Annotated in this window: 9 protein-coding genes; all 9 read left to right on the forward strand. The window is 67.9% G+C overall.

Annotation, left to right across the window (positions count from 1 at the left end):
* The 9 genes from gspK to FHW81_RS11650 all read left to right on the forward strand — a co-directional run bounded on the left by gspK (nt 1) and on the right by FHW81_RS11650 (nt 23325).
* The gene (gene gspK / locus FHW81_RS11610) at nt 1–966 is read left to right on the forward strand and encodes a type II secretion system minor pseudopilin GspK (RefSeq protein WP_034071439.1); all 966 of its coding nucleotides are present in this window, start codon (nt 1–3) and stop codon (nt 964–966) included.
* Entirely contained in the window at nt 963–2174 is a 1212-nt protein-coding gene (gene gspL / locus FHW81_RS11615; protein ID WP_016253830.1) for a type II secretion system protein GspL, read from the forward strand. Before gspK ends, gspL begins: the two co-directional genes overlap by 4 nt.
* Nucleotides 2161–2754, forward strand: a complete 594-nt coding sequence (locus tag FHW81_RS11620; RefSeq protein WP_003123065.1) for a type II secretion system protein M — start codon at nt 2161–2163, stop codon at nt 2752–2754. The genes gspL and FHW81_RS11620 overlap by 14 nt, the downstream gene beginning before the upstream one ends.
* The gene (gene gspD / locus FHW81_RS11625) at nt 2751–5162 is read left to right on the forward strand and encodes a type II secretion system secretin GspD (protein WP_060774279.1); all 2412 of its coding nucleotides are present in this window, start codon (nt 2751–2753) and stop codon (nt 5160–5162) included. The genes FHW81_RS11620 and gspD overlap by 4 nt, the downstream gene beginning before the upstream one ends.
* Complete coding sequence (gene gspE / locus FHW81_RS11630; RefSeq protein ID WP_003112722.1) at nt 5159–6568, forward strand: type II secretion system ATPase GspE; 1410 nt, start codon at nt 5159–5161, stop codon at nt 6566–6568. Before gspD ends, gspE begins: the two co-directional genes overlap by 4 nt.
* Nucleotides 6568–7782: a type II secretion system inner membrane protein GspF gene (gene gspF, locus FHW81_RS11635; protein ID WP_003112721.1), complete on the forward strand. Its 1215-nt coding sequence runs from the start codon at nt 6568–6570 to the stop codon at nt 7780–7782. Before gspE ends, gspF begins: the two co-directional genes overlap by 1 nt.
* A gap of 513 nt (nt 7783–8295) precedes the next feature.
* The gene (gene lapA / locus FHW81_RS11640; RefSeq protein ID WP_003112123.1) at nt 8296–9402 is read left to right on the forward strand and encodes an alkaline phosphatase LapA; all 1107 of its coding nucleotides are present in this window, start codon (nt 8296–8298) and stop codon (nt 9400–9402) included.
* An 85-nt stretch (nt 9403–9487) separates the two neighbouring features.
* Nucleotides 9488–10600, forward strand: coding sequence for a substrate-binding domain-containing protein (locus FHW81_RS11645; protein WP_003112720.1), 1113 nt, complete (start codon nt 9488–9490; stop codon nt 10598–10600).
* A gap of 182 nt (nt 10601–10782) precedes the next feature.
* Nucleotides 10783–23325: a filamentous hemagglutinin family protein gene (locus FHW81_RS11650; RefSeq protein WP_106120674.1), complete on the forward strand. Its 12543-nt coding sequence runs from the start codon at nt 10783–10785 to the stop codon at nt 23323–23325.
* Nucleotides 23326–23545 lie beyond the last annotated feature (220 nt).

Here is a 23545-nt window from a genome sequence, read left to right on the forward strand (position 1 = left end):
ATGAACGGTCATCGCCAGCGCGGCATGGCGATCATCAGCGCGCTGCTGATCGTCACCGTGGTCGCGGTCATAGCCGCCGGCCTGATCGCCCGCCAGAGCGCATTCATCCGCGCCCTGGAAAGCGAGCAGCTACGCATCCAGGCCGGCTGGATGCTGCGCGGCGGCCTGGAATGGAGCCGCCAGTTGCTGCTCGAGGACAGCCGCCGCGACCCGCTGACCCGCCTCGACCAGCGCTGGGCGCAACCGATGCGTGGCTTGCGTCTGAGCAGCGCCGAATTGCCGTTCAACGGCCAACTGGAAGACGAGCAGGGCAAGTTCAACCTGCGCAACCTGTTGGTCGACCAACGCCCCGATCTCCAGGAGCGAGCGAACTTCGAACGCCTCGCCGGTCTGCTCGGCGTGCACCCGAAGGAGGCGCGGCTGATCGTCGAGCGGGTACTCGCCTCCTATGCACGGCTGCCCGCCGAAGCGCCGCCGGCCGAGACGCAACCCGCAGGTTTCGACAGCGGCCGCGAGACTTCGCCGGGCGCCGTGTTGCGTGCGCTTCCGGCGCGCATGCCGGCGCTCAGGCGTCTCGACGACCTGGCGCGGCTGGGCATTCCGCCGGCGACCCTGGAACGCCTGCGACCCTACGTCACCATCCTGCCCGAAACCACCTGGATCAACGGCAACACCGCGCGCGCCGAAGTGCTCGCCGCCTGTGTCCCCGGCCTCGGGCTGGACCAGGCGCGGCGGGTGCTCGGCGAGCGCGACCGGGGCCGCTGGTTCCTCAATCGCGGCGACTTCGTCAACCGCCTGAACATGCCGCAATTGCAGGCGCAGTCGGTGAAGGTCGGGATCACCAGCGACTGGTTCCTGCTCACCGCCTATGCTCGGCGCGACCGGCAAGAGGTGCGCCTGCAAGCCCTGGTACAGCGCAAGGCCGGTGAAAGCACGGCGGTCAACTGGATGAGGGTGGGCTCATGAAGGCCGCCTGGCGTTGCCTGCTGCCGCCGCTGAGCGAGTTCGCCGAGGCGGCGCCGCTGCATTGTTTGCGCCTGGATGCGCGCGGCGCGGTGCAGGAACGAATCGAGGTCTCGCTCGCGGAACTGGCGCGGCGGCGCCAGGGGTTGCCGGTGGCGCTGTTCCTGCATCCGCGCGATTGCCGCCTGGTCAGTCTCGAACTGCCGGCGCTGCCTGCGGCGAAGCTTGCCGCCGCGGTGAACTGCGCGGCCGAGGCGCTGGTCCTCGGCGATCCGGCGCAGCTACGCCTGGCCCACGGCCCGCGCGGCGCCGACGGGCGCCTGACCTTGGGGTGGCTGGAGGCGTCGGCGCTGGCCTCGCTGGAGCAGGCCGTACAGCGGCTGCGGCTCGACGTGCGGGAGGTGCAGGCCGCGCCGTTCCTCCTGCCGTTGCGCGATGACGCTTGGGTGGCCGGCGAGTGGGACGGCCATCTGCTGTTGCGCCGCTCGCTGAGCGACGCTGTGGTCCATCCCTTGCCGGAGCAGGGCCTCGCTGAGGTCCCGCAGGAGTTGCGGCTGTTCTGGCTGGGCGAGCGTCCGGCGTGGCGCTCCGCAGCCCTGGAGCGGGCCGAGGCGCTGGACGAAGCGCTGCGCTGGAGCGGGCCCGCCAGTCCGTGGGGATTGGCGCTGAAAGCGCCGGCGACGAGCGCCGGCAACGGCACCTGGAAGATGCCCCTGTTCTGCGCTGCCCTGGCCTTGCTGGTGTGGGTCGCCGGTCTGAACCTGTACGCCGGGCAACTGGCCGAGCAGGGCCAGTCCTTGCAACGGCAGAGCAGTCAACGCGTGCAGCAGGCCTTCCCGGAACTGCCGGTGGTGCTCGATCCGCTGCGCCAGGCTCGCGAGCGACGCGACGCCTATCTGGCCGGCAAGGCCGATGGCGATGCCGCACCGGGACTGGCCGCGCTGCTGCATGGCGCCGGCGAGGCGATGCCGTTCCTCGCCGGGCGCCTGCAACGACTGGACTACCACGCCGGCGAACTGGACCTGGAGCTGCTGCCGGGACCGCCAGGCGGCGATGCCGCTGCCTGGCAGGGCGAGTTGGGCAAGCACGGGTTGCAGGCCGATGCCTCCGACAAGGGCTGGCAGGTGCGCGCCATGGAAGCGCCGCCAGCGCCGGCCGCTGGCGCGGCAGACAGTGGCACTGCCGAGGCGGCTGCCGATGAAGATGAATAAGCGCCTGGCGGGCCTGCTGAATACTCCGGCGCAGCGCTGGAGTCCCCTGCTGCTGCGATTGCAGGCCTACTGGCGGCAACTGGCGCCGCGCGAGCGCAAGATTCTCGCCGGCGGTGGCCTGGCGCTATGCCTGGCGCTGACCTGGCAAGTGTTCGTCGATCCGCCGCTGGCGCGGATCGAGCATTGGCAAGCCGAGCTGCCGCGCCTGCGTGCGCAGGCCGCGGCGGTGGACGGCGTGTTGCGTGAGGTCGAGGCGTTGCGCGGTCCGACCCTGAGCGGTACGGCGGACGCCGAGGCGATCCGTCGCAGCCTGCGCGATCAGGGACTCGACGGTTTCCAACTGGACGCCCCGCAACCGGGCCAATGGCAACTGGACTTCGCCAGCGTGTCCGGCGAGGCCTTGCTGCGCTGGTTGGCGCGCAGCCCGGCAGCGTTGCGCCTGAGCGTCAGCGAGGCGCAGGTGACGCGTCTCGACGCTCCTTCCGAGGAGCGCTCCGGCTCTTCGAACGAGCCGTCCGGCGGGCTGGTGTCCGCCTCGATCCATTTGCAGTCGACTTCCGCTCCCAAGGATTCCCCATGAGGCAATCAGCTTTCCACCATGCCCGGCGTCGTTGGCCTGTACTGGGCGTGGCGCTGGGCGCGCTACTGGTCGCGGCGTGTAGCGAGACGCCGAAGGTCCCCGGCGTGCCCCCGGCCGACGAGGAAGTCGGTCGGCCGCTGAGCAGTGTCCGCTCCGGTGCGCCGTTGCGCAGCGCCGACGTCCGCGAGCGGCCCCAGGCCGAGCAGGCCCGCCGCGCGCTGAGTGCCGGGCGCGGCGTAGCGCGCTCCGGTGCCGTGGCTCCGGTCTCAGCGGCAGCGGCCGAACTCGGCGAGCAGCCGGTCAGCCTGAATTTCGTCGATACCGAGGTGGAAGCGGTGGTGCGCGCGCTGTCGCGCGCCACCGGCCGGCAGTTCCTGGTCGACCCGCGGGTGAAGGGCAAGCTGACCCTGGTTTCCGAAGGCCAGGTGCCGGCGCGCACCGCCTACCGCATGCTCACCAGCGCCCTGCGCATGCAGGGCTTCAGCGTGGTCGACGTCGACGGGGTCAGCCAGGTGGTGCCGGAGGCCGACGCCAAGCTGCTCGGCGGGCCGGTCTACGGCGCCGACCGGCCGGCGGCCAACGGCATGGTCACGCGGACCTTCCGCCTGCGCTACGAGAACGCGGTGAACCTGATCCCGGTACTGCGCCCGATCGTCGCGCAGAACAACCCGATCAATGCCTATCCGGGGAACAACACCGTGGTGGTCACCGACTACGCGGAAAACCTCGACCGGGTCGCCGGGATCATCGCCAGCATCGACATCCCCAGCGCCAGCAACACCGACGTGGTGCCGATCCAGAACGGCATCGCGGTGGACATCGCCAGCACCGTCTCCGAACTGCTCGACAGCCAGGGCAGCGGCGGCGCCGAGCAGGGCCAGAAGACCGTGGTGCTCGCCGACCCACGCTCCAACAGCATCGTGATCCGCTCGCCGAGCCCCGAGCGCACGCAATTGGCGCGCGACCTGATCGGCAAGCTGGACAGCGTGCAAAGCAATCCCGGCAACCTCCATGTGGTCTACTTGCGCAACGCCCAGGCGACCCGCCTGGCCCAGGCCCTGCGCGGGCTGATCACCGGCGACAGCGGCGGCGAGGGCAACGAGGGCGACCAGCAGCGCGCGCGCCTGAGCGGCGGCGGCATGCTCGGTGGCGGCAATAGCGGTACTGGTAGCCAGGGCCTGGGGAGCAGCGGCAATACCACGGGCAGCGGTTCCAGCGGGTTGGGCGGCAGCAACCGCAGCGGCGGCGCCTATGGTGCGATGGGCAGCGGCCAGGGCGGCGCCGGACCCGGTGCGATGGGCGAGGAGAACTCGGCGTTCTCCGCCGGCGGGGTCACCGTACAGGCCGACGCCACCACCAACACCCTGCTGATTTCCGCACCCGAGCCGTTGTACCGCAACCTCCGCGAAGTCATCGACCTGCTCGACCAGCGCCGCGCCCAGGTGGTGATCGAAAGCCTGATCGTCGAGGTCAGCGAAGACGACTCCAGCGAGTTCGGCATCCAGTGGCAGGCCGGCAACCTCGGCGGCAACGGCGTGTTCGGCGGGGTCAACTTCGGCCAGTCGGCGCTGAACACGGCCGGCAAGAACACCATCGACGTGTTGCCCAAGGGGCTCAACATCGGCCTGGTGGATGGCACCGTGGACATCCCCGGGATCGGCAAGATCCTCGACCTCAAGGTGCTCGCCCGGGCGCTGAAGAGCCGCGGCGGCACCAACGTCCTGTCGACCCCGAACCTGCTGACCCTGGACAACGAGTCGGCGAGCATCATGGTCGGCCAGACCATACCCTTCGTCAGCGGCCAGTACGTCACCGACGGCGGCGGTACCAGCAACAACCCGTTCCAGACCATCCAGCGCGAGGACGTCGGCCTGAAGCTGAACATCCGTCCGCAGATCTCCGAGGGAGGAACGGTCAAGCTCGACGTCTACCAGGAGGTCAGCAGCGTCGACGAGCGCGCCAGCACCGCCGCCGGGGTGGTCACCAACAAGCGCGCGATCGATACCAGCATCCTCCTCGACGACGGCCAGATCATGGTCCTCGGCGGCCTGTTGCAGGACAACGTGCAGGACAACACCGACGGCGTTCCCGGACTCTCCAGCCTCCCCGGCGTCGGCTCGCTGTTCCGCTACCAGAAGCGCTCGCGGACCAAGACCAACCTGATGGTCTTCCTGCGTCCCTACATCGTCCGCGACGCCGCCGCCGGCCGCAGCATCACCCTCAACCGCTACGACTTCATCCGCCGCGCCCAGCAGCGCGTGCAGCCGCGCCACGACTGGAGCGTCGGCGACATGCAGGCTCCGGTGCTGCCGCCGGCGCAGCAGGGCATCCCGCAGGCCGCCTACGACTTGCGCCCGAGCCCGCGGCCGCTGCGCGCGGTACCGTTGGGCGAGGCGGCGCCGCTATGAGCCTGCTGCCCTACGCCTGGGCCAAGGCGCAGCGCGCCTTGCTGCGGCCGGGCGAGCATGGCGCGACCCTGCTGGTCAGCCCGCGGACTCCCGGCTGGGCGATCAGCGAGGTGCGCCAGCGGCATGCGCCGGCCAGCCTGGAGAGCGTCCGCGACGACGAGCTCGACACCCTGCTGGCCAGCGCCTACTCCGATACCGGCAGCGCCGCGGCGGTGGTCGGCGCGGCGGAGAGCGAGGTCGACCTCGACCGCCTGATGGACGATATCCCCGAGGTTACCGACCTGCTCGACACCCAGGATGGCGCGCCAGTGATCCGCATGATCAACGCGCTGCTGACCCAGGCCGCGCGCGATGAGGCCAGCGACATCCACATCGAGCCCTTCGAGACCCATTCGGTGGTGCGCTATCGCGTCGACGGCGCCCTGCGCGACGTGGTCGCGCCGCGCAAGGCGCTGCACGCGGCGCTGGTGTCGCGGATCAAGATCATGGCGCAGCTGGATATCGCCGAGAAACGCCTGCCCCAGGACGGCCGCATCGCCTTGCGGGTAGCCGGGCGGCCGATCGACATTCGCGTCTCCACCGTGCCCACCGGCCACGGCGAACGGGTGGTGATGCGCCTGCTCGACAAGCAGGCCGGACGCCTGAGGCTGGAGACCCTGGGCATGGCTCCCGGCGTGCTGGCGCCGCTGGACAACCTGATCCGCCAGCCGCACGGCATCGTGCTGGTCACCGGGCCCACCGGCAGCGGCAAGACCACCACCCTCTACGCCGCCCTGGCGCGGCTCGACGCCAGCACCAGCAACATCCTCACCGTCGAGGACCCGGTGGAGTACGACCTGCCGGGGATCAGCCAGATCCAGGTCAACGCGCGCATCGACATGACCTTCGCCGTAGCCCTGCGGGCGATCCTCCGGCAGGACCCGGACATCATCATGATCGGCGAGATCCGCGACCTGGAGACCGCGCAGATCGCCGTGCAGGCTTCGCTCACCGGGCACCTGGTGCTGGCCACGCTGCACACCAACGACGCGGTGTCGGCAGTGACGCGGCTGGTGGACATGGGGGTCGAGCCGTTCCTGCTCGCCTCGTCGATGCTTGGCGTACTCGCCCAGCGCCTGGTGCGGCGCCTGTGCACGCATTGCCGGGTCGAAGAGGACGGCGGCTGGCGCGCGGTCGGCTGCCCGGCTTGCAACCAGACCGGCTACAGCGGGCGCACCGGCATCCACGAACTGTTCGTGATCGACGACGAGATCCGCCGCCTGGTCCACCAGGGCCGCGCCGAGCAGGATCTCCGCGAAGCCGCCCGCGCGGCCGGCATGCGCAGCATGCGCGAGGACGGCGAGCGCTGGATCGCCAGCGGCTCCACCACCCTGGAGGAAATCCTCCGCGTGACCCGGGACGCCTGATGCAGACCTTCCGTTACGAAGCCGCCGACGCCCAGGGCCGGATCGAGACCGGCACCCTGGAGGCGGACAGCCAGCGTGGCGCCCTCGGCCAACTGCGCGCCCGCGGCCTGACCCCGCTGGAGGTCCGCGAGCAGGCTGGCGGCGGGACCGGGCAAGGGGCGGGCGCGCTGTTCGCCCCGCGCCTGTCCGACGGCGACCTGGCCTGGGCCACCCGCCAGCTGGCCAGCCTGCTGGCCGCCAGCCTGCCGCTGGAGGCGGCGCTGAGCGCCACCCTCGACCAGGCCGAGCGCAAGCACATCGCCCAGACCCTGAGCGCCGTGCGCAGCGACGTGCGCGGCGGCATGCGCCTGGCCGACGCCCTTGCCGCACGGCCGCGGGACTTCCCGGAAATCTACCGGGCGCTGGTGGCTGCGGGCGAGGAGTCCGGCGACCTGGCCCAGGTGATGGAGCGCCTGGCCGACTACATCGAGGAACGCAACGCCCTGCGCGGCAAGATCCTCACCGCGTTCATCTACCCGGCGGTGGTCGGCGTGGTCTCCATCGGCATCGTCATTTTCCTCCTCGGCTACGTGGTGCCGCAGGTGGTCAGCGCCTTCTCCCAGGCGCGCCAGGACCTGCCGGCGCTGACCCGGGCGATGCTCCAGGCCAGCGACTTCGTGCGCGCCTGGGGCTGGCTCTGCGCCGGCGCCATCGGTAGCGCTTACTGGGGCTGGCGCTTGTACCTGCGCGACCCGCAGGCGCGGCTCGGCTGGCACCGGCGAGTGCTGCGCCTGCCTCTGCTCGGTCGCTTCGTGCTCGGGGTGAATACCGCGCGCTTCGCCTCCACCCTGGCGATCCTCGGCAGCGCCGGCGTACCGCTGCTGCGCGCGCTCGATGCGGCGCGCCAGACGCTGGCCAACGACTGCCTCGCGCAGGCGGTGGAGGAGGCCACCGCGCAGGTTCGCGAAGGTGTCTCGCTGGCCTCGGCGCTGCGCACGCGGCAGGTGTTCCCGCCGATCCTCACCCACCTGATCGCCAGCGGCGAGAAGACCGGTGCGCTGCCGCCGATGCTCGACCGCGCGGCGCAGACCCTGTCGCGCGACATCGAGCGCCGCGCCATGGGCATGACCGCGTTGCTCGAGCCGCTGATGATCGTGGTCATGGGCGGGGTGGTGCTGACCATCGTGATGGCGGTGCTGATGCCGATCATCGAGATGAACCAGCTGGTCCAGTAGTCCGTGCCTGAACAAGCCCTTCCCGTGCGGGGCGGTTAACCGCTCGCGGCTATCCGCCGTGGGGATGGGGCGTCTCAGCAGTCTTCCGAAGAGAGGTATCGGCGGATAACGCCGCTGGCGTAATCCGCCCTACGGGAGGGGCTTGTGCAAGCCGGCCTTCCTCTCGCTGTCATCAACCCGTGTGGCCCCTCGCCAGGGCTCGGGTGCATGTTTCAGCGAGGTTGCCCCGAGGGCGCGCCATGGCCGTCGCGGGCCGGCCGCCGGGAGGCGCTCGCGGAACCTCGCAGGTCCCGCGAAAAGGCCCGGCGCAGAGCCTGCGAACACCCGAGGAAAGGCTGCGAAAACAATTCGATGCTCCCGAGATTTTTTCCCCGATCTGTCACCGGAACTTGCGAGTTTTATCCCCAGCGGCCCCTTCGACCGGCTAGGGATGCAAAGCCCGGCAAGCACGGCGCCGCCTCATGCAAGACGACTTCCTCAACGTACCAACACCACGATGAAAGGAGATTCTTCATGTTCAAGCGCTCTCTGATCGCTGCCTCGCTGAGCGTGGCCGCCCTCGTATCCGCCCAAGCCATGGCCGTCACCGGCGGTGGCGCTTCCCTGCCGGCCGAGCTGTACAAAGGCTCCGCCGACAGCATCCTGCCGGCCAACTTCAGCTATGCCGTGACCGGCAGCGGCACCGGCAAGAACGCTTTCCTGACCAACAACTCCTCGCTGTTCGGCACCACCGGTACCGTTCACTATGCCGGTAGCGACTCGGTCCTGAGCGGTAGCGAACTGACCACCTACAACAGCAACTACAACGGCACCTACGGTCCGCTGATCCAGATCCCGTCGGTAGCCACCTCGGTCACCGTGCCCTATCGCAAGGACGGCAACACCACGCTCAACCTGACCAGCGCCCAACTCTGCGACGCCTTCTCCGGCGCCAAGACCACCTGGGGTCAACTGCTGGGCACTACCGACAGCACGCCGATCCGCATCGTCTACCGCACCGGTAGCAGCGGCACCACCGAACTGTTCACCCGCCACCTGAACTCGATCTGCCCGACTCGCTTCGCCACCAACTCGACCTTTACCAACGCCCGTCTGCCGGCCGGCGGTACGTTGCCGAGCAACTGGGTTGGCGTCGCCGCCACTTCCACCGTGGTGTCGACCGTCAAGGCAACCAACGGCTCCCTCGGCTATGTCAGCCCGGATGCGGTGAACATCAACAGCAACGCCGAGGTTTCCCGTGTGAACGGCAACCTGCCGACCCAGGCTAACGTTTCCACTGCCCTGGGCAGCGTGGCTCCGCCGGCCAACGCCGCCGACCGTGCGGACCCCAGCAAGTGGGTTCCGGTGTTCACCAATCCGAGCGCCGGCTACTCCATCGTCGGTTACACCAACTTCGTCTTCGGCCAGTGCTACAAGGACGCCAGCGTTTCCACCGACGTCCGCGCCTTCATCAACAAGCACTACGGTGGCACTACCACCAACGCCGCAGTTGCCGCCCATGGCTTCATCCCGCTGACTCCGGCCTGGAAGAGCGCCATCGTGAGCGCCTTCTACACCGGCACCAGCGAAAACCTGGCCATCGGCAACACCAACGTCTGCAACACCAAAGGCCGCCCGTAAGCGCTTCGCCTAGGCGAATCGATACGAGGACCGGCAGCCCTATGGCTGCCGGTCTTTTTTCTTGTGGGGAACCCAGGAGGTTTTCATGCTCAAGCCAATGTTTGGCGTCGTTGCTCTGACGCTCTTGACCAGTCATACAACGCTGGGCGCTACGGTGACCGGCGGTGGTGCTTCCATGCCGGCCAAGTTGTACAAAGGTTCTGCCGACAGCATCCTGCCAATCAACTTCAGCTATGCCGCAAGCGGCAGCGGCATTGGCAAGACCGCTTTCCTGATGAATAACCCCATGCTGCTTGGCGCTACTACCGGCACCGTCCACTACATTGGTAGTGACTCGATCTTGAGTAGCAGCGAACTGAGCGCCTATTCAACCAACTATAGAGGCGCATATGGTCCACTGATCCAGATTCCATTGGCGGGTACCGCAGTAACCATTCCTTACAAGAAGCCCGATATTACCGACCTGAACCTGACCAGTGCCCAGCTCTGCGATGCCTTTTCCGGCGCCAAGGTCACTTGGGGGCAACTATTGGGGAACCCCGCCGACCGTACGCCGATTCGTATCGTCTACCAGCGGGGCGGCAGTGGAGCCACCGAGTTGCTGACCCGCCACCTGAACTCGGTCTGCCCGACTCGCTTCGCCACCAACTCGATCTTCACGAACGCCCGTCTGCCGGCCGGCGGTGCGCTGCCGAGCAACTGGGTGGCAGTACAGCCTTATGAAAGTGTCAGGAATGCCGTCGACAATGTGTCAGGCTCGATCGGCTATGAGGGGCCTGATGGTGTGGACCTGAGCGACAATTCAAAGATCGCGCGAGTGAATGGCTTGCTCCCTACTCTAGCCAATCGCGTGATCGCTGTTCGTAGCGTGGCTCCGCCGGGTGTCGCTGCAGATCGCGCCGATCCGAGCAAGTGGATACCGGTCTTCGTCAACCCGAACGCAGGCTACTCCATCGTCGGCTATACCAACTTTGTCTTTGGCCAGTGCTACAAGGATGCCACTGTTGCCGCCGACCTGCGTGCCTTCCTTACCCAGCATTATGGCGGCACCACTACAAATAGAGCGGTAGCTGACCACCGTTTCGTACCCCTGGTCGCTTCCTGGAAGAGCGCCATCATGAGCGCCTTCATCACTGGTACCAGCGAAAACCTCGCGATCAACAATCCCTCCGTCTGCAACGGCAAAGGGCGTCCATGAGTGACCTGTCATGACGGTGGCTGAAATCCGGCTGCCGTCGTGTTTCCGTTCGCCCAGGCTCCTCGCTCCGCTCCATGAACTTTCCATGACAAGTCTTCGGCCCACCCTCCGCCAGGCCGTCTACCAGTAACGGGCGTCGTTGCGGGCGCCCGACCGACTTCATGCTCAAGGACCCCTTCGCCATGCCGTCCCGTTCGCCGTCGTCCGCCCGTTCCTCCCGCGCGCTTTACGCGCCGCGCCTGAAGCCGCTGGCCCAGGCCATCGCCCTGCTGCTGGTCGCAGGGGGCGCCCAGGCCGCCGGGCAGCCGTTCAGCGCCGCCTGGTTCGCCGCCAAGGGCGCGGCTCAGGGCGGCGCTGCTGGGGCGCCGCGACCGGGAGCGCAGTTGCCGGGGGCGCCGCCGCCGCTGGCGCAGCAGCAGCGGGTCAACCAGCAGTTGCAGCGTTCGATGGCCAACCTGAACAACACCGTCGCCGCCATTGCCGCCCAGCAGGCCGCCCAGGCCGCCGGACGCCAGGCGGCGCTGAACCTCCCGCAGGATGTTCCGGACGGGCTCGGCGAGGGCGGCCTCAAGGTCGACGCCTCGCTGCCGTTCGAGCAGGCCTGGCAGAACGCCAAGGGACCGGTGCAGACCCAGGCCGCCGGCAAGACCACGGTGAGCATCGAGCAGACCGCCGACAAGGCGGTGCTCAACTGGGAGACCTTCAACGTCGGCCGCAACACCACCGTGGACTTCCAGCAGCACGCCGACTGGGCGCTGCTCAACCGGGTCAACGACCCCAGCGCGCGGCCCAGCCAGATCCAGGGGCAGATCAAGGCCGACGGCACGGTGATGCTGGTCAACCGCAACGGCGTGGTGTTTTCCGGCAGCAGCCAGGTGGACGTGCGCAACCTGACGGTGGCGGCGGCGAACATCTCGGACGAACAGTTCCGTCAGCGCGGCCTCTACTACGACAACGCCGGCAGCCGTCCGACCTTCACCGACGCGGCCGGCGCCGTGCGCGTGGAGCAGGGGGCACAGTTGCGTACGGCAGCGCCGTCCGGCTCGACCAGGGGCGGCGGCTACGTCCTGCTGCTCGGCAGCGAGGTGGACAACGCCGGCAGCATCGTCACACCGAAGGGGCAGACGGTCCTGTCCGCCGGCGACAGCTTCGTCATCCGCCGTGGCCAGGGCACCGACGGCAACCTGACCTCCACCACCCGCGGTAACGAGGTGCTGCCGGGCTTCGCCGCCGACAGCAGTGCCGGCCGGGTGCGCAACAGCGGCCTGGTGCAGGCCGCCACCGGCGATATCAGCCTCAGCGGCCGCGAGGTGGAGCAGGCCGGCGTATTGCTTTCCAGCAGTTCGGTGGACAGCCGCGGCACCCTGCACCTGAAGGCCAGCGAGCGGATCACCCTGGCCGAAGGCGCCACCAGCGCCATCCTGGTGGATAGCAGCGGCAGCGCCGCCCTCGACAGCCAGCGCGAGGCCTTGCTCAAGCCGTTGAACGGCTCCAGTGCCGCCGTCAGTCGGGGCGACGACGACCGCCGCGACCTGTCGCGGGTGGAGATCGACTCCGCCGGCAGCGTCGATTTCCGCGACGGCTCCATCACCCTCGCCAGCGGTGGCCAGGTGGCGGTCAACGCTGGCCAGCGCGCGCTGCTGCGCGACGGCGCGGTGATCGATGTCTCCGGCGCGCAAGGCGTGCAGGTGGCGATGGAGACCAACAGCATCAAGGTCAACGTGCGCGGCAACGAGCAGCGCGACGCCTCGGTCAACCGCGAGGGCGGCGGTCTGAACAGCCAGGACGTGTGGGTCGACGTGCGCGACCTGGTACGGGTGCCTGCCGGCACCAACGGCTATGCCAGCGACCGCTGGTACACCGCTGGCGGCCTGCTGGAGGTCGGTGGCTACCTGGGCACCCAGGGCCACTCGGCGGGCGAGTGGATGGCCCAGGGCGGCATCGTCAGTTTCACCGGCAACGACGTGGTGACCCAGGCCGGTTCACAGATCAACCTGTCCGGCGGAACCCTCGATGTGCAGGGCGGCTACATCCGCCAGACCTGGCTGAAGGGCTCGGACGGACGCCTCTACGAACTCGGCTCGGCGCCGGGTGACCTGCTCTACGACGGCATCTACCGCGGCTACGAGGCACACAGCGAGCGCTGGGACCAGACCCGTTATTTCTACAATCCGCTGATCGCGCCGACCCAGCGCTACGAGAACGGCTACAGCGTTGGCCGCGACGCCGGCAGTCTGGTGATCGGCAGCGCCAATGCGCGGCTCGACGGCCAGGTGGTCGGCGATACCTATCGCGGCGAGCGGCAGACCGAAGCGCCACAGGCCGGCCTGGACGGCTACAACCAGTCGCAGAATGCCGTGGCGCGCGGCGCGCAGCTGGTCGTCGGGCGCTACACCCCCTACTACGTGAAGAGCAGCGGCCTGCTGGAGTACGCTCTCGGCGCCGATGCCGGCAGCCTCAAGCAGGTGGTCATCGGTACCGGCGAGGTGGCGGCCGAGGAGCCGACCCTGGACGCTCCGGTGGCCGCCGAGCGCCAGGGCCGCCTGAGCCTGGACAGCGAACTGCTCAACGGCTTCCAGCTGGGCGGCCTGAAGGTGGCGGCCGGCGAGAGCATCCGCGTCGACAGCGCGCTGACCCTGGCCAATGGCGGCGAGGCGATCCTGTTCGCCAACGACGTGGCGATCGACGCCGACATCACCGCTCATGGCGGCAGCCTGCAGGCCGGCAACGTACTGGCGCAGATTTCCCCGAACGGGACGATCGATGGTTTCGTCGATGCCGGCCGCGAAGCCGGCATCTTGCGCGTGGGCGATGGTGTACGACTGGATGCCAGCGGCTTGTGGAGCAACCTGCTGCTGGCGCCGGAGGACAACGATACGTTGGCCTACCGCGACGGCGGACGGATTTCCCTGCGCAGCGGCGGCGACCTGAGCCTGGGACAGGGCAGTCTGCTCGACGTGTCGTCCGGGGCGGCGCTGCTGGCCGACGGCAAACGACTGGGCGGACGCGGCGGCGACATCGCCTTGCACGCCAGTGCCGGGCTGGCGCAGGCCAGCGATGGCCAATTGCAGTTGGGCGGCACATTGAATGGTCTCGGCACGAGTGGCGCCGGCACGCTGTCGCTGCAGAGCGGCAAGGTGCGGATCGGCGGCGGCGACCTCGGGGATGGCAGCCTGCAACTGGCCGAAGATTTCTTCCAGCAGGGCTTCGCCAGCTACCGGGTGGTCGGTCGCTCCGGATTGACGGTAGCCGAGGATGCCCAGGTGCGGGTCGCGCGGCCGGTCTACCGTTTCGCCAGCGGGGCCGGCGAGGTCGCGGCTGGCGAGGCGCCGCGAGAGGCGCTGGAGGCCTGGATACCGCCGCTGTACCTAGAGGATGCCTTGGCCGGACGCTTGGTCCAACGCGAAGGGGCGGACCTGTACCTGCAGGCAGGCGGCGACGGCAATATCCTCGGGCAGCTCGATCCCGCCAGCCAGACGCTGGAGCTGGGGCGCGGTTCGCTGGTCGAGGTCGATCCGGGGCGCGCCATCGTCCTGCGCGGTCCCGGACAGATCACCTTGGATGGCATTCTGAACGCTTGGGGCGGACGCATCGACGTGCGCCAGCAGCAGTTCGGCGCGCTCGACGTTACCCAGGACAATCAGCCCAAGGCGCAAGGCCAGCCCCATGCTCGCTCCATCTGGATTGGAGAGCAGGCATTGCTGGATGTTGCCGGCCGCGCTGTCACTGCCTTGGATGGGCGCGGTCGCCGCTATGGAGAAGTGCAGTCCGGCGGCAGCATCGTCATCGGCGGCGAGATCGATCCGGGCAAGGCGATCGCGACCTCGGCGGATGCGTTCGTCATCGTACGCCCCGGTGCACGACTGGAGGCCTCCGGCAGCCAGGCACAGCTGGATGTACCGGGACTGGGAAGGGTTTTGCTGGCCGGCGACGGCGGGCGCATCGCTCTCAGTTCCTACAATGGGCTGTATCTAGACGGCTCGTTGCGCGCCGCAGCCGGCGGCTCGGGAGCGGCGGGCGGCAGCCTGGAGATCATTGCGGACGCTCCCCTGTACCAAGGTTTTACTGTGGTGGATGACCGGGTATTGGCCATGCGTGAGCTGATCCTGACGGCAGGGCACGCCGATTCGGGATTACCGACCTTGCTGCAACCGGGAATGGACGATTCGGCTCTGCGCTATGGCCAGAGCCGAGTTGGGACTCAGTCGCTGACGGGCGGCGGATTCGACCAACTTTCGTTGTTCAGCAACGGTCCGCTGTCGTTCGAGGGGAACATCGATCTTGCGATGGGGCGCAGCCTGAATCTGTACGCGGGGACGATAGCCGCCACAGGTGGTGGGCCGAGCGAGGTGAAGTTGCAGGCGCCCTATGTCCGCCTTTCCGGCATCGGGATGTATGGGCAGCAGGCCTCTGGCGAGTTTCGTCCGCGTCTCACGTACGGGCCGACCGCGACAGCGGAGCAGGTTCGCTTGCAGGTTTCTGCCGGGCGCCTGCTGGATATCGCCGGGCGCTTGTCATTCGGTAGCGACGGGGTGATCAATGGGGTCAACGCAGAGGCTGTCCGCTATCAGCGACCAGGTTTCGAGAAGGTAACGCTGCGCAGCGAGGGCGACCTGCGTTTCGCTGGCGACTATCCAGAGAATGGCGATCCGTCGGGGCGCTTGATAACCCACGGCGATCTGCAACTGACTGCGGCCCAACTCTATCCGGTGACGGGAGCGAGTTCGACCCTCTATGCCGGGTATGGACTGGATGAGGGGGGGCAGGCTGTCTTCGATGCCGAACGGCATTTGGCTATCGAACGTAGCGGCGAGTCCTTGCCGGACACTCCGCTGTCGGTATTCGGCAGTCTGGCGTTCATGGCATCGAATATCGAGCAGGGTGGCGTGGTGCGTGCGCCGCTGGGGCTCATCCAGTTCGGCAGCAATCTGGATCGTGCCCCGGGCACGGTAAGGTTGTTGCCGGGTAGCCTGACCTCGGTTAGCGGCGCTGAGCTGGTCATGCCCTATGGAGGCACGACCGATGGGATCAACTATCTGGTCAACCAGGTCCCCATTCAACTGACCGGTGCCGGGGGCGCTCTCGCTGCTGGGACACTGGTTGCGGGAGTCGGCCTTTATGCCAGCGAGGTCGATGTGCAACAGGGCGCGCGGCTGGACCTGTCCGGCGGCGGCGAACTCGCGGGGGCTGGATTCATCTCCGGCAGAGGGGGTTCGACCGATGCGCGTTTTCATCCCCTGGTGCAGCAGGACAATGATGGGTTCCGTCTGCCGGAGCTGTCCAGCAACCCGGTGTATGCCATCGTGCCTGGACACCAGGCCGTTAGTGCGCCATTGGGCGGCGAGGCGGGCGCCATCCAGCCGTTGGTCGGGCAACAGGTCACCATCGGGGATGGCGTTCCCGGCCTGGCCGCCGGTACCTACACCTTGCTGCCTTCGACCTATGCCCTGTTGCCGGGCGCTTTCCGCGTCGAGATCAACGGTCTGGCGGGGCAAGGCGCGCCCATGGCGACGCAGGGGTTGCGCAATGGCTCCTGGGCGACGTCCGGGCAGTTGTCGATTGCCGGCACGTCCATCCGCGACAGTCTGAGCCGTCAGGTCATCCTGTCTTCCGCCGATACGCTGCGCCGCTACTCGCAGTACAACGAAATGAGCTATGCGGATTTCATTCGCGCCGATGCCGCGCGCAAGAACATCCCCAGAGCGATGTTGCCAGTGGATGCCAGATCCCTCTACCTGGGATTGCGCGCGGATGAGGAGCTTCGGGAAAACGCCCTGAGCTTCGAGGGGAAGGTCGACTTCACGCCGGAAGAAAGCGGATATGGCGGCAGCCTCATCGTGGATGCCGAGGCGGGCATCGAGATTCTGCCTGAAGGTGGGCTGCCCGACTCCGATTTCGCTGGCGTGTCGTTGGTTGCGGACGATCTGAATGCAATAGGCGCCAGCCGTATCGCCATTGGCACGCTGCCCTACGTCGAATACGGCGAGCAAGGAAACTTCGTCCAGTTCGGCGGGAGCAACCGGCTCTTTCCCGTTGTGCTGCGAAAGGGCGCGCACCTTTCCGCACCGGAGGTGATCATTGGCAGGGATATCACCCTTGAAGGTGGGAGTGGCATCAGCACTCTGGGGAAAGGCAAGACTGCATACGATTCGTCCGATGGTTTCATCTATCAACCCGGCGGCCGTAACCTGCTGCTCTTGTCCAACGGATGGCTGAACCTGCTGGCACCCGCAGCGGATAGCTCGTTACCGGTTCGTCTCGGAGGTTGTGCGGAAGGGGCGGGCTGCGCCGACACCGAACTCTATTCGGAGGGCACTCTGGGTATCGCCACCAATGGTACGGTGACGTTTGGCGACAACGTTCGTTACGGGACACGCAATCTCAGCCTGGCGCTGAGTACGATCAATATCGGCTCCAGCCAGTCGCTGGCCGACGCGGCCGCTCGCGGCGTGTTGCCGAACGGCCTGGCGCTGGACCAGACGGTGCTCCAGCGCCTGCTGCGCGGCGAGCGCGGGGCGGGTATTCCGGCCTTGGAAAACCTGATCCTCAGCGCCCGCGATGCGGTCAACATGTACGGTAGCGTCAGCCTCGACACCTACGACCCGGCCACCGGCAAATCCAGCCTGGCCAACCTGGTGCTGGGCACCCCGGCCATCTACGGCCATGGCACCGGCGAGGATGTCGCCAGCATTCGCACCGCCAGCCTGGTCTGGAGCGGCTCCAGCCAGCCGGCCGCAGCACCGGTCGCCGGCGGCGCCGGTAGCGGTAGCGGAACCCTGCGGGTGGATGCCGAGCGCATCACCCTGGGCTACGGCGCGAATACCCAGCCGGCCGGCGAGACCGACGAGGCGCGCCTGGCGCTGGGCTTCGCCGAGGTGCAACTGAACGCCAGCGAGCGGATCAGCGCCAACCACAAGGGCAGCTTGCGGGTCTACCAGCGCCTGGACGGCTACGTCGCCGGCGAAGGCCTGCGCTACAGTGGCGGCGACCTGCGTCTGAGCACGCCGTTGCTGACCGGCGAGGCCGGCTCGCTGAGTCGGATCAGCAGCGGCGGTAGCCTCAGCCTGGCGGCGCCGGCGGGCGCTGCCGCGGTGACCTTCGACAGCGGCACCGCCGGGCTTGGTGCCGAGTTGTCCCTCAGCGCCCGCGAGATCCGCCTGGATAGCGCGGTCTCGCTACCCAGCGGCAAGCTGAGCCTGAGCGCCGAAGACGACCTGGAGCTGGGCGATGGCGCGCGCATCGACCTGGCCGGACGCAAGGCCAGCTTCAACGATGTGGATAAATACAGTTGGGGTGGCGACCTGCTGCTGAGCAGTCGCGCCGGCGACATTCGCCAGGCCGCCGGTTCGCTGATCGACCTGTCGGCGCGCAACAACCGCGGCGGTACCCTGAGCGCCGTGGCGTTGGCCGAGGACGCCGGGGTGGTGGACCTGCAGGGCCGCATACTGGGTGGCGCCAGCGGCGACTACGATGCCGGCGGCACCCGCGTGCCGTTCCTCGGTGGCGAGCTGGAGATCCGCGCCCAGCGCCTGGGCGACGGCGGCAGCCTGAGCGAGCAGTTCACCGCCTTGAACCAGCGCCTGAACCAGGGCGAGGTCTTCGGCGCGCGGCGCTTCCAGCTCAAGCAAGGCGACCTGCAGATCGGCGACGGCCTGAAGGCGCATCGCATCGAGGTGTCCCTCGACAATGGCCAGCTCGGCGTGAGCGGAACGGTGGACGCCAGCGGCGCGCAGGTCGGCGAGATCCGCCTGGCCGGTGGCCGCGGCCTGAGCCTGGGCGGCAACGCGCTGCTGGATGCGCATGGGAGCCTGCTGCGGCGCGACAGCTACGGGCAGATCATCGACAGCCCGAACCGGGCGATGGTCGAGCTGAGTTCCGGCAGCGGCACCTTGGTCCTGGCCAGCGGCGCGCGCATCGACCTGCGCCATGGCACCGCGGCGCCAGCGGAACAGGTTGATGGCGTCGCCCGTGGCACGTTGGAGTTGAACGCGCCACGCCTGGGCGGGGTCAGCGCCGGCGACATCGCCATCGATGCCAGCGGCGCGCTGGACATCCGCGGCGCCGGCAGCATCGCCCTGAACGCGGTGCAGCGTTACGACGATGCGCCCTGGGGCAACGATCCGGCGGCCGGCGGGCGGCCCTACCAGGTGATCGACCAGGCTTACCTCGATGCGCGGCATGCCGAGAGCAGCGCGTTCATCGCCGCGGCGCTGGCCAACCGCGAGTTGCTCGACGGCAAGCTGGCCGGACTGACCAATGCCACCTACGCGGATGCTTTCCACCTGCGTCCAGGGGTGGAGATCGTCAGCGCAACGGCGGACGGCGACCTGGTGGTGCAGGGCGATCTCGATCTGTCCGGCTACCGCTACGCCAGCCTCAATCCGAACACGCCGCTGACCGAGGTCTACGGTTCCGGCGAGGTCGGCGCGCTGGTGCTGCGCGCCGGCGGTGACCTGAACCTCTACGGCAGTATCAACGACGGCTTCGCGCCGCCGCCGGACTCGCCGGACGACAAGGGCTGGATCCTCACCCCGGGGGTGCAGCCGTTCGGCGGCGACCTGGTGGTTCCCGGCCCGGGCGTGGTGCTCGGCGACGGTACCGCGTTCCTCGGCGGCCGCACCCTCAACTACGACCTGCCGATCAAGGGCACCACCCTGGCCGCCGGCACCCGTCTGGCCACCGAGGCAGTACTCGAACAGCCCTATACCCTGGCCGCCGGCAGCGTGCTGGTAGCGGACATCCACGATGCCGCCGGCAACCTGCTGTACGCCGCGGGCAGCCTGCTGCGCGACGGGGTGACGCTGGAGGTCGGCAGCCGGCTGGGTGCCGGTACCCTGCTGGCTGCACCGGCCAGCGTGCAGGCGATGACCTGGCCTGCGGGCGTGCCCTTGCCGAGCATCCTGCGCGAGGGGCCAAGCAGACCCAATGTCCTGCTGCTCAATGGAGAGCTGGCCTTGGCACGTGGTTCTCTGATCCCTTCGCAGACCGAGGTGGTACTGGCTGGCGATGCGCCTTTCATCGAATTGCGGCCCAGCGACGGTGTCCGCCAGGGACGCAACTGGGCATTGGCCGAGATGCTGCTGGCCGGTAGCCAGTCCTGGTCCATGCGCCTGGTCGCCGGTGCCGATCTCGCGGCTGCCGACAACCGTCTGGTGCGTCCGGACTCCTCGGCCAGCCTGAACCTGGCCGATACGCACTATCAGGCGAAGATCGAACAGAGCTCGGGAGGGCTGGTGTTCACCGATCAGGCTACCGACTGGGGGATCACCCCGGGAACTCCGGTCGACGAGAGCAATGAATGGATCTGCGGGCTGGGGCCGTATTGTGCCGAGCCTCCCCGCTGGACCTGGGCGCCCGGCAATTACCTGGGCATGCCTGCTGGTACGGCGATCGGCGAGGGCGATCTGTGGTGGTGCAGTGTCGATCCGTCCCTGTGTATCGAGAATCTCGGCAAAACCGTGGTCACACCGCAGAACCAGTTGTTCAGTGTGCTGCGCACCGGCACTGGCGATCTTGACCTGGCCAGTGCCGGTAACCTTACGCAATGGTCGCCGTACGGCGTCTATACCGCCGGAACGCAGGCCGCCGATGTCGCGACGGGATTCAATCAGCCTCGCGGTCTGTTCAATGGGTCGGTACTGGGCGCCGGTGGCGCGGATTACGAAGTGCTCTCAACCAGCCAGTACCAGGCCTGGTATCCGGAACATGGCGGCAACCTCGATATCGCCGTTGGCGGTGATGTGGTTGGTGATCAATGGGCCGAGAAACTGACAAGTAGCGATCCCATTCGCCCCTTGCCCCCCAGCGCTGCAGTCGGCAACTGGCTCTGGCGCCAGGGCAGCGCCGACAGGGAAGGAGTGCCGACGGCCTGGTGGGTCAATTTCGGCAGCTATGTGCGTGGCGCGGAGGGAGATGCTCCCTATCTGGTCGGCTTCACCGGTTTCGGCACTCTGGGAGGCGGCAATCTCAGCATGCGAACCGGAGGCGATGCCGGCAATATCGCGCCACGCGGAGATGGTTCGATACCTTCATCCGGTAACCTTAATCCGCGCAGCCAGGGACTGGTCTTGGCGGTTGCCGGCACTGGCCGGCTCACCTCCGACGGCGCGCTGCAACTTGGCGGCGGCGGTGACCTGAATGTGAGAATTGGCGGGGAGGTGAACCCGAGCCGGGAGGCGCGGGCTACCCAGACCTACTCGAGTTCGGGTTTTGACGGTCTTTACAGCGGCGGCACCATTCACGATCTGCAGGGGGCCCTGATCAATCTGCGCGGTTCCGCGAGCTTGTACAGTGGTGCGCTGGGGGGCATCGATCCTCGCTACGACACTCTACTGCGGGACCCCGCCGAAGTGCGCAGCAGGGATGCGTTCAGCCCGACGCTGGCTAGCTCCACGGGTGGCCTCACCCTGGTGGCCGGAGATACTGGCATGCGTCTGGAAACCCGTGGCGACCTGGTCCTGGGTGGGGTGACTGACCCCGGTAGGGTGGGGGTGCCGAATACCGTTGGCTTCACGGCTCCCGATGGCAGCGTCTACCAAGGGGGTGGGATCGGTTGGTTCAGTCTCTGGACTGCACACACCTCGATCGATCTGTTTGCGGCGGGCGGCAACCTGACGCCCAGCACCCAATTGGTCGAGGCAACCAACGCTATTCCCATGGCAGGCCGAAACCTGTCGCCTAGCGATGGGCGATTCATCTATCCATCGATAGTACGTGCGGCTGCCCCGGAAGGAAGTATCTATCTCGGTCCTTCCAGCGGTTACATGGGAGGCGTGAGCCTGAATGTCTCGACCACTCCCTACTCCTTGTTACTGGCACCGTCGCTCAACGGTGAACTGGAGTTGCTGGCTGGAGACTCCATTTATGCCGGTGGCTATTCGGTGCAACGCTCAGGTGCCGATCCTGCGAACCTGCCATCGATCTGGACGCCGGCATTTGCCGGCTACTCCGATGCCGCGCTGCTCAACCCGATAGCCGGCAACGGCAGTCCGGACGGGAATCCGGCCGTCATTGGCGGATTGCCTCTGTTCTACTTCGGCCCCGATAGCGCTGCGAGCCTGGCGCGCGATCTGCAACCGGCGCGTTTCTATGCGTTGACAGGAGATATCGTCGGGCTCAATAGCGGTGCGCAGATTCGTTTCGGCGAGCAGGCGGGGAACCGCGCCGGGCAAACCTGGTATGAAGGCGCCGGTCCCGTCTGGATGCGCGCCGGGCGCGACATCGTTGCCTCCGGAACCCCATTGGGACAGCGTATCAGCGCTCCCAGTCAGATCAGTACGGATGCCTCGTTCACCGGCAACCTCTTCGTCCACGACGACCCCAACGACCTCTCGCTGGTCCAGGCCGGCCGCGACATCCTCTACGGCAACTTCAACGTCGCCGGCCCCGGTACCCTGGAGATCAGCGCCGGGCGCAACATCCTCATGGAGGACCGCGCGGCGATCACCAGTCTCGGTGCGGTGGTGCCGGGCGACAGCCGGCCGGGTGCCGATATCGTGCTCCAGGCCGGCGCGGCGGGGGCCGACTATCAGGCCTTCCTCGAGCGCTACCTGGATCCGGCCAACCTGGCGCAGGCCGGCACCCCGCTGGCCGAGCAGCCGGGCAAGGTGGTCAGGACCTACGAAAGCGAGTTGGCCAAGTGGTTGAACGAGCGCTTCGGCTTCGCCGGCGACGCGGAACAGGCCCAGGCGTTCTTCGCCGGCCTGCCCGCCGAGCAGCAGCGGATCTTCGCCCGCCAGGTGTACTTCGCCGAACTCAGGGCCGGCGGCCGCGAGTACAACGAAGTCGGCGGGGTACGCCAGGGTAGCTACCTGCGCGGGCGCAACGCGATCGCCGCGCTGTTCCCCGAGCGCGATCCGGCGGGCAATCCGATCAGCTACGAAGGCGATATCGTCATGTATGGCGGTGCCGGCGTGCACACCGACTTCGGCGGCGACATCCAGTTGCTCAGCCCCGGCGGGCGCCAGGTGTTCGGTATCGAGGGCGAGGCGCCGCCGTCTACCGCAGGCATCGTCACCCAGGGCCAGGGCGATATCCAGGCCTACTCGCGGGACAGCATCCTGCTCGGCCAGAGCCGCATCATGACCACCTTCGGCGGCAGCATATTGGCCTGGTCGGCGGAAGGCGACATCAACGCCGGTCGCGGTTCCCAGACCACCGTGGTGTACACCCCGCCGCGGCGCATCTACGACGCCTGGGGCAACGTCAGCCTGTCGCCGCAGGTGCCCAGCACCGGCGCCGGTATCGCCACCCTCAACCCGATTCCCGAAGTGGCACCGGGCGACATCGACCTGATCGCCCCGCTCGGCACCATCGATGCCGGCGAGGCGGGCATCCGGGTTTCCGGCAACGTCAACGTGGCGGCGCTGCAGGTGGTCAACGCGGCGAACATCCAGACCCAGGGCCAGTCCAGCGGCATTCCGCTGGTGGCTTCGGTGAATACCGGGGCGTTGACCTCCGCCAGCGCCGCGGCGAGTTCCGCGACCCAGGCGGCGGAGGACGTCAGTCGCCAGCAGCAGGCCGCCGCGCGGCAGCGCATGCCGTCGGTGATCACGGTGCAGGTGCTCGGGTTCGGCAACGAGCGCCTGGAGCCTTCGCGCGACGGCGCCAGTCGTTCGCCGGGCTACAACCCGGACAGCGCCGTGCAGGTGCTCGGCGCCGGAGCCCTCGGCGAACAGGCGCGCAGTCAATTGACCGATGAAGAGCGCGGCAACCTGATCCTGTAAGGCACCGCCGCGGAGGCACGATACCCGCCAGGCCCTCCCCACGGAGGGCCCTTTTTTTGCGAACTTCCGAGGCGCTGGCCGATTCTCGGGTGAATGCCCGTTCGTCCCCGCCGGTGGCGCGCGAATGGCCGGCCGCATGAAGTTTTCATGACAAAAGTTCGGTGGTGCGGCGGGGTTGCCGTCAAACAGGTGTGAATGAGGAAAACGGAATTCAGCGATG

Origin of the sequence: Pseudomonas sp. RC10-4-2, from assembly GCF_050433085.1 — a bacterium.
GTDB lineage: Bacteria > Pseudomonadota > Gammaproteobacteria > Pseudomonadales > Pseudomonadaceae > Pseudomonas > Pseudomonas aeruginosa.